The organism is Bacillus sp. AFS059628, assembly GCF_002571225.1.
Classification (GTDB): domain Bacteria; phylum Bacillota; class Bacilli; order Bacillales; family Bacillaceae_G; genus Bacillus_A.
In genome coordinates this window covers 85597-97441 of the sequence record NZ_NVEC01000049.1, presented here as the reverse complement: position 1 = coordinate 97441, position 11845 = coordinate 85597, and the positions used below count along the sequence as shown (strand labels likewise).

At 37.6% G+C, this 11845-nt stretch carries 15 protein-coding genes and 1 other annotated feature; all 15 genes read right to left on the bottom strand.

Going from position 1 to position 11845, the window contains the following annotated elements; all coding sequences use genetic code 11:
* Positions 1–90: 90 nt before the first annotated feature.
* The 15 genes from obgE to COL05_RS17120 all read right to left on the bottom strand — a co-directional run bounded on the left by obgE (position 91) and on the right by COL05_RS17120 (position 11758).
* Entirely contained in the window at positions 91–1377 is a 1287-nt protein-coding gene (obgE, locus tag COL05_RS17190; protein WP_098669494.1) for a GTPase ObgE, read from the bottom strand.
* A complete protein-coding gene (locus tag COL05_RS17185; protein WP_063224842.1) occupies positions 1377–1925 on the bottom strand; it encodes a sporulation initiation phosphotransferase B in 549 nt (182 codons plus the stop codon). The genes obgE and COL05_RS17185 overlap by 1 nt, the downstream gene beginning before the upstream one ends.
* A 63-nt stretch (positions 1926–1988) precedes the next feature.
* Positions 1989–2279, bottom strand: coding sequence for a 50S ribosomal protein L27 (gene rpmA / locus COL05_RS17180; RefSeq protein WP_000944957.1), 291 nt, complete (start codon positions 2277–2279; stop codon positions 1989–1991).
* Positions 2280–2282: 3 nt separating this feature from the next.
* Positions 2283–2627 (bottom strand): ribosomal-processing cysteine protease Prp, encoded by a 345-nt coding sequence (locus COL05_RS17175; protein ID WP_098669493.1) that lies wholly within the window; start codon positions 2625–2627, stop codon positions 2283–2285.
* An 11-nt stretch (positions 2628–2638) separates the two neighbouring features.
* On the bottom strand, positions 2639–2947 hold the full coding sequence (gene rplU, locus COL05_RS17170) for a 50S ribosomal protein L21 (RefSeq protein ID WP_000270908.1): 309 nt from the start codon (positions 2945–2947) through the stop codon (positions 2639–2641).
* Between the two features lie 14 nt (positions 2948–2961).
* Positions 2962–3039, bottom strand: a sequence feature (ribosomal protein L21 leader region).
* A 77-nt stretch (positions 3040–3116) separates the two neighbouring features.
* The gene (locus COL05_RS17165) at positions 3117–4505 is read right to left on the bottom strand and encodes an Rne/Rng family ribonuclease (RefSeq protein ID WP_098669492.1); all 1389 of its coding nucleotides are present in this window, start codon (positions 4503–4505) and stop codon (positions 3117–3119) included.
* Between the two features lie 67 nt (positions 4506–4572).
* Positions 4573–5433: a stage IV sporulation intramembrane metalloprotease SpoIVFB gene (spoIVFB, locus tag COL05_RS17160; protein WP_098669491.1), complete on the bottom strand. Its 861-nt coding sequence runs from the start codon at positions 5431–5433 to the stop codon at positions 4573–4575.
* Entirely contained in the window at positions 5426–6172 is a 747-nt protein-coding gene (gene spoIVFA, locus COL05_RS17155) for a stage IV sporulation protein SpoIVFA (RefSeq protein ID WP_098669490.1), read from the bottom strand. The genes spoIVFB and spoIVFA overlap by 8 nt, the downstream gene beginning before the upstream one ends.
* 133 nt (positions 6173–6305) lie before the next feature.
* A complete protein-coding gene (minD, locus tag COL05_RS17150; protein ID WP_000503311.1) occupies positions 6306–7103 on the bottom strand; it encodes a septum site-determining protein MinD in 798 nt (265 codons plus the stop codon).
* A 2-nt stretch (positions 7104–7105) separates the two neighbouring features.
* Positions 7106–7792 carry a septum site-determining protein MinC gene (gene minC / locus COL05_RS17145; RefSeq protein WP_098669489.1) on the bottom strand — a complete coding sequence of 229 codons (687 nt, stop codon included), beginning with the start codon at positions 7790–7792 and terminating at the stop codon, positions 7106–7108.
* A gap of 35 nt (positions 7793–7827) precedes the next feature.
* Entirely contained in the window at positions 7828–8373 is a 546-nt protein-coding gene (gene mreD, locus COL05_RS17140; RefSeq protein WP_098669488.1) for a rod shape-determining protein MreD, read from the bottom strand.
* Positions 8374–8387: 14 nt separating this feature from the next.
* Positions 8388–9239 carry a rod shape-determining protein MreC gene (gene mreC, locus COL05_RS17135; RefSeq protein ID WP_098669487.1) on the bottom strand — a complete coding sequence of 284 codons (852 nt, stop codon included), beginning with the start codon at positions 9237–9239 and terminating at the stop codon, positions 8388–8390.
* Positions 9240–9280: 41 nt separating this feature from the next.
* Positions 9281–10300 (bottom strand): cell shape-determining protein MreB, encoded by a 1020-nt coding sequence (gene mreB, locus COL05_RS17130; protein WP_000466737.1) that lies wholly within the window; start codon positions 10298–10300, stop codon positions 9281–9283.
* 157 nt (positions 10301–10457) lie between these two features.
* On the bottom strand, positions 10458–11135 hold the full coding sequence (gene radC, locus COL05_RS17125) for a DNA repair protein RadC (protein WP_087957065.1): 678 nt from the start codon (positions 11133–11135) through the stop codon (positions 10458–10460).
* Positions 11136–11182: 47 nt separating this feature from the next.
* On the bottom strand, positions 11183–11758 hold the full coding sequence (locus tag COL05_RS17120; protein WP_098669486.1) for a Maf family protein: 576 nt from the start codon (positions 11756–11758) through the stop codon (positions 11183–11185).
* Between the last annotated feature and the right edge of the window lie 87 nt (positions 11759–11845).

Here is an 11845-nt window from a genome sequence, read left to right as displayed (position 1 = left end):
CCTAACTTCTTTGCTTCCGCTTAATTTTGAGGTAGGGGTCTTACTGCCCATTAAAGTGGGATAAAAAAAGACTGCCATATTTCGGCAGTCTTAGTCGATAAATTCAAATTCATATTCAAGAATTTTTACAATATCTCCGTCTTTCGCACCACGTGCACGAAGAGCTTCATCAATACCCATTCCGCGCATTTGACGAGCGAAACGACGTACAGATTCATCACGTGAGAAGTCTGTCATCTTGAATGTTTTCTCGATATCGTAACCAGAGATAACAAACGTGCCATCACTTTCACGTGTAATTTCAAATTTAACACCTTCAGTGTCAAGTTTGTACATTACACTTGTATCAGACTCATCTACAACTTCATGTATTGGGAATTCTGGTGTTGTTTCTATTAAGTTCGCTACTTCAAACAGTAAGTCACGAACCCCTTGTTTCGTTACAGCTGAGATTGGGAAGATTTTTACTTCGTCTCCCACTTTCTCTTTAAATGCTTGTAAGTTTTCTTCTGCATCTGGCATATCCATTTTGTTTGCAACAACAACTTGTGGACGCTCCGTTAAGCGAAGATTGTATTCTTTTAATTCATTATTAATCGTTACATAATCTTCATATGGATCACGGCCTTCTAAACCAGACATATCAACAACATGCACGATTACACGTGTACGCTCGATATGACGTAAGAATTGGTGTCCAAGTCCGACGCCGGCATGTGCACCTTCAATTAGTCCAGGAAGGTCAGCCATAACGAAGCTGCGGTTATCACCAGTTTCAACAACACCAAGATTTGGAACGATTGTTGTGAAGTGATACTCTGCAATTTTCGGACGTGCTGATGATACGACAGATAATAATGTAGATTTACCTACACTTGGGAATCCAACAAGTCCAACGTCTGCTAGTACTTTAAGTTCTAGAATGACATCACGCTCTTGACCTGGTTCCCCGTTCTCAGCGATTTCTGGTGCTGGATTCGTAGCTGTTGCGAAACGTGAGTTACCACGACCACCACGGCCACCTTTTGCAATTACAGCAGTTTGTCCATGCGTTACTAAATCGGCAAGAATTTGACCAGTTTTTTCATCTTTTACTACTGTTCCTGGCGGAACCTTTACAAGTAAATCTTCAGATTTACGTCCGTGCTGCCCTTTACTCATTCCGTGCTGACCGCGATCAGCTTTGAAATGACGTTGGTAGCGGAAGTCCATTAATGTACGTAAGCCTTCCTCAACAACGAAAACAACATCTGCACCTTTACCACCGTCGCCACCTGCTGGGCCACCTTTTGGAACATACTTCTCACGACGATACGCAACCATTCCGTTACCACCGTCGCCGCCTTTTACATATATCTTGACCTGATCTACAAACATTATTTCACCACACTTTTTTCAATTGGTTGTAATATAACTGAGACTTCTTCGTCTCTTACTGTATAAGAAATGGAATACCATTTATTGTTTTGGTTCGCAAGCCAATTCTGTAGTTCTTCTACACTCGTTAGCTTACCACGAAAATCAAAAAAGAAACGAGCATTCTCCGCGTCACATTCAATTGTGATACAAACATAATTTTCAACATATACGTCTAAACTATGCTGAAGCATTGAGAAAAATTGATTCGTCCATGTACATACAGTCTCATCTAAGTGAGATAAGTTATGTAATTTCCCTAATACTTCGTACTCCAATAAGCACGGCTGCTGTTTCCAATTATATGTTAAAATCCACTCTGAAAATAAAGGCATTGATAGCCCCATCAGATTGGATTCTTGTCTCGCTTCTTGGACAAAACGATCGATGAGACTATGAATTTCTTCCACTTTTCCAAGGGAAAGGTTTCCTTTCACCATCTGCATACGATTGAGCCAATCATGTCTTGAATGGCGCAATGCATCTATAATTGTCCATTTTTCATTCATTTAGATACCCCTTAATATAGAAAAACTCTAACCTGCACTCAGGTTAGAGTTTTCCGTGAGTTCTTATGCTTCTTGAGCAACAGGATATACGCTCACTTGTTTGCGGTCACGGCCAAGACGCTCGAAGCGTACTACGCCGTCAACTTTCGCGTATAAAGTGTCATCGCCACCACGACCAACGTTAACACCTGGATAAATTTTTGTACCGCGTTGACGGTAAAGAATTGAACCACCTGAAACCGTTTGACCATCTGCGCGTTTAGCACCAAGACGTTTTGACTGAGAGTCACGACCGTTCTTTGTACTACCTACACCTTTCTTAGATGCGAAAAACTGAAGATCTAATCTTAACATACGTTACACCTCCTGCACTTTTTCTATTAAACGGATATACTTTCCGTAATCAAGTTCGATCGTCTTAAGCGAAACAACCAATCCTTCTAAAAGTATCTGTGCTTTTTCCATTGTATGAACGTCTAAATCATTAGGCAATTCATACGTTAAGAATCCGCCATCACTTCCGAGTTCAATAGTTGCCTGCACATTACAAAGTTCTTCCACAGCATTTATGGAACCAAACACAACCGCTGTAGTTCCAGCACAGACAAGGTCTTGTCCATGTGGCGCATAATCGGCATGTCCAGTCATTTTAAATGATTGGATACTTCCTAATTTCGTGCGACTTATCGTAATTTTAATCATGTTAACCAGAATTAAGCGTTGATAGCTTCAACAACTAGCTTAGTGTAAGGTTGACGATGACCTTGTTTCTTACGATTGTTCTTTTTCGCTTTGTATTTGAAAACGATGATTTTCTTAGCGCGACCGTGTTTCTCAACTTTCGCAGTAACTGTTGCACCTTCTACAACTGGGCTACCAACTTTCACGTTTTCTCCACCAACGAAAAGAACTTTGTCAAAAGTAACAGTTTCACCAGCTTCAACATCTAATTTTTCAATGTAGATTTCTTGACCAGCTTCAACTTTGATTTGTTTTCCACCTGTTTCGATAATTGCGTACATACTTGCACCTCCTCTTAATTACTAAGACTCGCCAAAAACGAGGTAGACATACATGCCTTTAAGGAACCTGTCTTGTGCGGTTGTAGCATATAGCCGTTTAGGTGCTATAAACTATAACATAAAGATGTTACCATAATTCATTGACTATTGTCAATGAAACTTCTACTAACTATTTTTTCCGTTCTATAATTTCTGTTTTACTTCCAAAACGGATAATAGCGTACTTTTCGATCATATCATCTTTGAAATAAATTTCAAATGGAATATTTTTTTGTAATTCTTTTTGCAAAAATTGTTTTTGCAGTTCTTTAGGTGCAGCGATTAATACAGCCTCATCTTCTATATTGCCATATGTAATTAACTCTCTCTCTAACTCATACGCAATTGTTTCATATGACATCACATAACCCGTCGCTTTGCACGGTACACACTCTTCTAGTAGTACGTCGCGTAAAGAATGTTTTTTACGTTTACGTGTCATCTCTAAAATCCCTAACTCTGTAAACCCAAGCACTCTTGTATATGTGCGATCATTTTGCATAGCAGCGATGAGACATTCTCTTATCTTTTCTTTATCTTCTCTTCTTTTCATATTAATGAAATCAATTAATATCATACCACCGATATCACGCAGTCTTAATTGACGTGCAATCTCTTCAGCTGCCAATTCATTTGTACAAAGGACTGTATCTTGTAAATTCTGTTTTCCAGTAAACTTGCCTGTATTCACATCAATTACAGTCATCGTCTCCATTTGTTCCACAATTAAATACGCACCATTCGGAAGCCACACTATCTTTTGAAGTGCTTTCTCGATTTCACGCTCTATTCCAAAATGGCTAAACATTGAAGATTTTTCATTATAATAAGATACTTTTTCTTCCCCAATTTTTTCTTCTAATTCTTTTACTATACTTCTTGTATCTACAACTACTTTTTCAATCGTTTCAATTGGATTTTCTTGAAATACGCGATCTAAAAAGGTGGCCGGTCGATGAAGTAATAACGGTGCCTTTCCTTGCCCCTCTTTTCTTTTTAACTCTTCATATAACTGCTGTAACTTTTGCATTTCAGCTTGTATTTCTTCAATTTCTCCTTTTTCAGAAGCAGAGCGGAATATGTATCCACCTGTCCCTTCTACTTCAATTTGGAGTAGTTGTTGCCTTCTTTTATTATCTTTTATTTTCCGAGAAACCGCACGCATTTCATCATACGGCATATAAACGACATATTTCCCGGTAAATTCTATATTCGCTGTCAATTTCGGTCCTTTCGTATCAATTGCCTCTTTCACAACTTGTACGAGTACCGCTTGCCCTTCATGTATACGATAAGAAGACGGTACATCATCGTATGAAAGATACGCATGTTTTTCTAAACCAATATTTACAAAAGCTGCGTTCATTCCAGCAATCGTTCTTACGATACGTCCAACATAAATGTGCCCAACAATCTCTTGTTCTTCATTTCGCTTCCATAAAAACTCAACAATTTTTTTCTTCTCTTCAATTGCAACGCGTTTTTCCGATCCAGCGTAGTTCATATATAACGTTTTCAAAATTCTTTCCTCACTTTATAATCATCTTTGCTTTTACAATAATAAAAGGTTAGTGCTATCGTCAACACTAACCGATTAATTCTTCGACAGATGAAGTTGTTCGTTTTTCAGTAAAATACGCATAGAGCAGTTCATTTTCATCCAATGTGTAATGCTCTTTATATTTTCCACGGACGATTATAGAGTGCTTATACCCTCTACGAAATTTTGTGAATATCTTATATAAATGATCTTCTGATTGCACTTCAATAGGTGCGATCTTTTCAATTCCTCTTTTGTTCCCGTAATAACGTTCTAATAAAAAACGCATAAAGGCATACCGTCTTTGTTTCCACTCTTGATATAACGACACCGCTAAAAATATGAGTAACACCCACATCATAATATTGTTACTATTCCAAAGTAACTGCCACACTAGTATTACACTAAAAAAAACACATGATAATTTCATCATCTTTTCATGTGCCTGTAAATAAGGAAAACGATATGATAATACGTTAAACAATACTTTCCCACCATCAAGCGGCCAAATAGGCAGTAAATTAAACGCTAAAATAATTATATTATTCCACATAAAGAAATAATATAAATCCGCATGAAGCCAACCAGCTTCAAACAACATATAACCTACTACCATCATCCAAATGTGTTGAATAGGTCCTGCAATTACGACGACAAGTTCTTCTTTCAATGATTTATTTCCATGTTCCTCGAGCTCAGCTACACCACCAAACGGTAAAAGTTCAATCTTTTTAATACGCCAATTATAATGTGCCGCTGCAAAAGCATGCCCAAGTTCATGAATGAGAACGATACAAAATAACAGTAGCAACTCTTTAAAACGAGCCGTAAAAATACCAATGACAATAATAACCCAAAATAACGGATGCACTGAAATTTTCGTTAAAACATCTCTATATTTAATCAAACGAAATCACCTGAATCGGATCAATAAATTTTTCATTCTTTTTTATAGCAAAATAAAACTTACCATTTTTATTATTTGCATCATTATTTACCGTCCCAATTTTTTGTTTCTTTGAAACGTAATCATATAATTTCACTGACATATCATTTAAGTTTGCATACCATGACTCCGTGCCGTCTGCATGCTGAATTTGAACTGTATTACCAAGTTCCTCCTTCTTGCCTGCAAAAACAACTAGCCCTTCATTTACTGACTCAACAGTTGCATTTGTAGCTGTTTGGACAAATACACCTTGGCCATTTTTTTGAAACCCCTGCATTACCTTTCCGGAAGCAGGAATTGCATAATCTTTTTGCTGAATCGTTCCTTCTTTTTTCTCATTTGGCGAATAAAATAAGAGAGGTTTTCCAAACTGCTTTTCGTACCATTTCGCTACAGTAGCAAACTGAAACTCTTCTTTCATCACTTTTTCTGTAACAGCTTTAGCACCGTCAAAAGAAGAGGGTGCATTCTTATATAAAATAGCGATAGAAAGAACTAATATTGCTGATAATAAAACTTTGAAGAAAAACACTTCTTTTCGAAATAAAGGATGAATTTCCTTTTCTCCATCCTCAATAAATACTGTTTCATTATCAAAATTCCCTCCAGCGAAATACTGATCTTCCTCCATCCTTTCTTGCTCTGCCTTCCTTTTCGCAATCCGTTTTTTAATTTCTTCTACACGTCTATTCTTCATACTGTCTCCTTTCCTTCATTAAGCTAATTTAAATAGAAACAGTTGTATACAGTTTGTACATATGTATGAGCTAGGAAAGGAAGATATTCGTGTGAAGAAAAAAGAAAGCACTCCGCAAATATGCGAAGTGCTTTTAACGGATTCCAAAGAAGTTTTTCACCTTTGTAAATACCGATACCTTTTCTTGTTCAAATGCTTGTAATGGGACATTCTCGCCCAACAAACGTCTTGCAATATTACGATAAGCTAACGCTGCTTTTCCACTCGGTTGCAACGCTACAGGTTCACCTGTATTTGTAGCACGAATAACTTCATCATCATCTTCGACAACACCAAGAAGCTCGATTGACAATGTACGTACGATTTCATCAACATCTAACATATCCTGTTCATGAAGCATATGACTACGCACACGATTAATAACAAGTTTCGGTGGTTCAATATCCTCTTTTTCTAAAAGCCCGATGATACGATCCGCATCGCGCATTGAGGATACTTCTGGCGTCGTAACAACAATTGCTTTATCCGCACCAGCTACCGCGTTTTTAAATCCCTGCTCAATCCCTGCAGGACAATCAATTAATATGTAATCATAATCTTGACGTAATACTTGTATTAATTCATCCATTTGTTCAGGTGTTACCGCTGATTTATCACTCGTTTGTGCTGCAGGTAATAAATAAAGATCATCAAAACGTTTATCTTTAATAAGAGCCTGAGGTAAACGACAACGCCCTTCAACGACATCAACAAGATCAAATACAATACGATTTTCCAGCCCCATTACTACGTCTAAGTTGCGAAGACCGATATCTGTGTCAATTAAGCACACTTTCTTTCCAGATAACGCTAGGGCTGTACCAATGTTCGCAGACGTTGTAGTTTTACCTACACCGCCTTTTCCAGATGTAATTACTATTGCCTCTCCCACAGCTATACAATTCCCCTTTCTAACTTTGTTAAATTAGGTCTAAGATGAGTGAGAAGTTGCAGTCGATCGACAACAATGTGATTGTTCTCATTAATATACGCACATTCTGCCGCCTCCGCTCCGTCTTCTTTCTCTTCCGGAGCCCGCATTGCCACATCACTAATTCGAAGTTGCATCGGGTTCATAACAGATGCAGCGATTACAGCATCCGAATCCCCATAATACCCAGCATGTGCAATTCCTCTTAATGATCCTACGACAAAAATATTCCCCCCAGCGATAACCGTTCCGCCTGGATTAACATCTCCAATTAACAATAAATTTCCTTTTACATGTAAAACTTGTCCAGAGCGAACAATTTTGGAAATAGGGACAATTTCTGTTTCTTCTTTCCAAGCTATTGCTTCCGCTTTCGTTATAACATCACTTTCAATTGAATCCACAACAAGATTCTTTTTATTACGAATTAACGTACGAATCTCTTCTTGTTGGACTTCTGTTAAATAACGATTTCCCACTTTCACATGCACTTCAATTAAAGAGCGCCCATCACCATCATAGTAATGTGTAGAAAGCTTTTCATCCAGTTCTTTCAGTAACTCAGAGAATGAACAACAATCATCTAAATGAAGTGTTATTCCGTCTTTTGTCCCCTTTATTATTACATTTTGTTGCTTTTTTTCTTCCACTAAAGTTCACCCCACCGATTCAATTCGACATAAAATTAGAAAATCCTTTTTTCTTTTTCTTCCATCGCTTTTGAAAGACGCACTAAATATCGTCTCAGTGGGAAACAAACTATCAATAAGAAAATTGCATTTAGCAATAAAGTAGACAGGAGACGATCTGTGAAAAAGACATACGCCGACATATGAGTACGTCCTAACAAAGTTAAAAATCCATACACATAATACTCTAATGCTACTATGCTAGCTAGTACGATAGAAGCAACAATAAACAAATTCAATTGTAATATCTTCATCACACTATAAACTAAATAAGCTAAAATCGGATACGCAAATATATATATACCGACAAGTTCTGTGTATACGGTATCAAATAAGAACCCAAATAATAGTCCGTAGTAAATCCCTTGGACCGGACTATAGTACACAGTAACAAAACATAATACAATTATAAAGAAATGAGGTGCTGCTATACTGTTTTTCCAAAAAACTGCTGTTGGAACAATAGTAGCAAACATATTTTCAAATAGAAAAACAAAAAGGAGCAAAAGAGGAAGAGCTGCTCTTTTTAGAATCTTCATCATCTCTTCTCCCCCTCCTATTCTAATGGCGCTGAAGGCGTTGCACGTTTCGCAACCATAATATGCTCTACGTCATTCAAGTCAGCGGCAGGTTTTACATAAGCTGTTTTTGTTAAACCGTATGGATCTGGCTGAACATCAACGATTTTTCCAATTACAAGACCTCTTGGGAAAATATCACCGAGTCCAGATGTTACTACTAGTTGATCGGGTTTTACATCTGCATCAGAGCCAATCTTTGTAAAAAGAAGCAAGTGCTTTTCTTTGTCGTAACCTTCAATCAATCCAAAGATTTTCTCATTTCCTTGTACGATAGCAGAAACACGATTTGTTCGGCTCATAGAGCTTAGCAACTCTACTGATGATGTAAACTGAGATACACTTTTCACTCGTCCAACTAAACCTTGTGAAGTTACTACAGCCATATCTTTTTTAATTCCTTGCTGTGCCCCTTTATCAATTCCAACTAAATCGTACCATTTATCCGGGTTACGAGAAACGACAGTAGCTGGAATTTCAGTATATTGGCTATTCAACTCTTTTTTACCCGTTAACTCTTGTAACTTCTTGTTGTCATCTTCTAATTGTTTTACTTTCCCTGATAGACCTGCATAATTATCTAATTTTGCTTTTAATTCTTTATTCTCTTCATACGTGCGCTTTACATCCTCTACATTTTCGAAGAATCCAGCTACGTATTTCGCTGGCTTTTGGAATACACGTTCTACAACACCGACAGTGTCTTTCACAAACTGCTCTGGCCATGTTAAACTGTTCCGTTCTTTCAATGAGATTCCAATCAATGCCACGAGAAGAATAATACTAACTAACAAAACAATTAATCTTTTGTTTAAGAAAAACTGTGGCACGTTCACACCCTCTTAATTTCATTGATTTTTATTTTGCAATATTATCGAGCAGCAGTTTTGAAAAGATCGATATTGTCTAATGCTTTACCCGTTCCAATTGCTACGCAATCTAATGGGTCTTCTGCAACAAGAACTGGCATATTTGTTTCTTCACTAATCACTTTATCTAAATTACGTAGTAATGCTCCGCCACCTGTTAATACGATACCACGGTCCATAATATCTGCCGCTAATTCAGGTGGAGTTTTCTCTAACGTATTTTTAACAGATTCTACAATTGCATCTACTGTATCTTTTAATGCATCTGCAATTTCTTCTGGTTGAATTAGTACTGTTTTTGGTAAGCCACTTACTAAATCACGACCGCGAATTTCCATAGGCTCGATACCTTCTGGTTCGCCTGCAGAACCGATTTCTAATTTTAATGCTTCAGCTGTTCTTTCACCAATCATTAAGTTATAGCTTTTCTTAATGTACTGAATGATTGAATCGTCCATATCATCACCAGCAACACGAACTGATTGACTTGTTACAATACCACCTAAAGAAATAATTGCAACTTCTGTTGTACCGCCACCGATATCAACAACCATACTACCAGTTGGTTCCCAAACAGGTAAGTTTGCACCAATTGCTGCTGCAAATGGTTCTTCGATTGGATAAGCATCACGTGCGCCCGCTTGACGAGTCGCATCGATTACTGCACGTCTTTCTACAGCTGTAATACCAGAAGGTACACATACCATTACGTAAGGCTTACGTGAGAAGAATCCATTTGATTTTTGAGCTTGTTGAATGTAATATTTCATCATTGTTGCTGTCGTTTCGTAATCAGCAATTACACCGTCTTTCATCGGGCGAAGTGCCACAACGTTTCCTGGTGTACGACCAATCATTTGTTTTGCATCGCTACCTACAGCAACGATTTGTTTCGTATCAGTTTGTAACGCTACTACTGAAGGTTCACGTAAAACTACACCTTTTCCTTTTACATATACAAGCGTGTTCGCAGTTCCTAAGTCTATTCCAAGATCGCGAGTAAAGCCACCAAATCCAAACATATTATTTATCTTCCTTTCTTGTTTTCACGGACTCATTTTTTCTTACTTTATATTATAAAAACAGTACGTTTTTTATATCTTTATCCTTTTTGTAGATAAATTTCTACAAAAAACTCATAAATCACATTATAAAACAAAATAAGTAAAAAGCATAGTCTTAAATATGACCTTTTTCCTTTAAACTCACGAATTTATGGTCGCCTATTATAATATGGTCAAGCACTTCAATTCCGATAATCCGGCCGCATTCTACTAAGCGTTTTGTTACTTCAATATCTTCTCGGCTCGGCGTGGGGTCTCCTGAGGGATGATTATGAAGACATATGATAGAGGCTGCTGCACGGCGGAACGCTTCTTTAAACACTTCCCTTGGATGTACAATTGATGTGTTTAAGCTTCCAATGAAAATGGTTTGCCTATGTATAACTTGATTTTTTGTGTTCAAATATAAACATACAAAATGCTCCTGCTGCAGAAAGCGCATTTCTTCCATCATATATCTCGCGCAATCTTCTGGGCTTCGAATGCTATATCTATTTTGATATTCTAAACGCACCATTCTTCTACCGAGTTCAAACGCAGCTATAAGCTGGGTCGCCTTCGCAACCCCAACACCATGTATACTGACAAGCTCCTCTAACGTTGCATCTTTCAACATACGTAAACCGTCAAAATGATGTAGAATTTTATCTGATAACTTTAAAACTGTTTCTTCCTTAGAACCTGTTCTGAGTAACACTGCAAGAAGCTCCCGATTCGATAAACTTCCAGCTCCTTCTAACAATAAACGCTCCCGTGGCTGTTCTTCTTTAACAACATCACGAATACCGTTCATTTTTCCACCCCTTTTATTTGTTCTCTCAAAGAAAATCCCATGCAATTTTACGCATGGGTTATATCAGTATCAAATTGTTTTAATTCCCGAACAAGACGTGCAATGGGTAACCCGACTACACTATAGTAGTCCCCTTGAATATGTTGAACAAAAATAGCCCCTTTACCTTGAATACCATAACTTCCAGCTTTATCAAGAGGCTCTTTTGATGCAACGTATGCGTCAATTTCTTCTTCTGTTAATTCCCAAAACGTAACTTCTGTACGCTCGTAAAAAGTGACCGTTTTGTTTTTTGATATAATTGCAACACCCGTATACACTTCATGTGTTTTCCCTGATAATAATTGCAACATTTCTTTCGCTTCCGCCTCATTAGAGGGCTTTCCAAGAATACGCGATTCATATGTAACAATTGTGTCTGCACCTAACACAATATAATCACCGTTATTTTCTGCTACTGCAGATGCTTTTTGCAGAGCAAGGGACATAACAATATCAGAAGGTGAGGAATACGCACCAATCGTTTCTTCTACTTCACTTACAATGATTTCAAATGGTACACCCGCTAACTCAAGTAATTCCTTCCTGCGAGGTGATCCTGAAGCTAAAATAATTTTTCTCATATTTTCTCCTTCCTTTCTCACATGAAGCCGAATCATTTACATCAATCGTATCAAAGGAATAGTTTGTCCACAAATGAAAGAAATATT

Bases quoted from the DNA above. Each gene is read 5' to 3' on its own strand.
- obgE (WP_098669494.1), bottom strand. From the start codon at position 1,377: ATGTTTGTAGATCAGGTCAAGATATATGTAAAAGGCGGCGACGGTGGT.
- COL05_RS17185 (WP_063224842.1), bottom strand. From the start codon at position 1,925: ATGAATGAAAAATGGACAATTATAGATGCATTGCGCCATTCAAGACAT.
- rpmA (WP_000944957.1), bottom strand. From the start codon at position 2,279: ATGTTAAGATTAGATCTTCAGTTTTTCGCATCTAAGAAAGGTGTAGGT.
- COL05_RS17175 (WP_098669493.1), bottom strand. From the start codon at position 2,627: ATGATTAAAATTACGATAAGTCGCACGAAATTAGGAAGTATCCAATCA.
- rplU (WP_000270908.1), bottom strand. From the start codon at position 2,947: ATGTACGCAATTATCGAAACAGGTGGAAAACAAATCAAAGTTGAAGCT.
- spoIVFA (WP_098669490.1), bottom strand. From the start codon at position 6,172: ATGAAGAATAGACGTGTAGAAGAAATTAAAAAACGGATTGCGAAAAGG.
- mreD (WP_098669488.1), bottom strand. From the start codon at position 8,373: ATGATGAAGATTCTAAAAAGAGCAGCTCTTCCTCTTTTGCTCCTTTTT.
- mreB (WP_000466737.1), bottom strand. From the start codon at position 10,300: ATGTTTGGATTTGGTGGCTTTACTCGCGATCTTGGAATAGACTTAGGA.
- radC (WP_087957065.1), bottom strand. From the start codon at position 11,135: ATGAACGGTATTCGTGATGTTGTTAAAGAAGAACAGCCACGGGAGCGT.
- COL05_RS17120 (WP_098669486.1), bottom strand. From the start codon at position 11,758: ATGAGAAAAATTATTTTAGCTTCAGGATCACCTCGCAGGAAGGAATTA.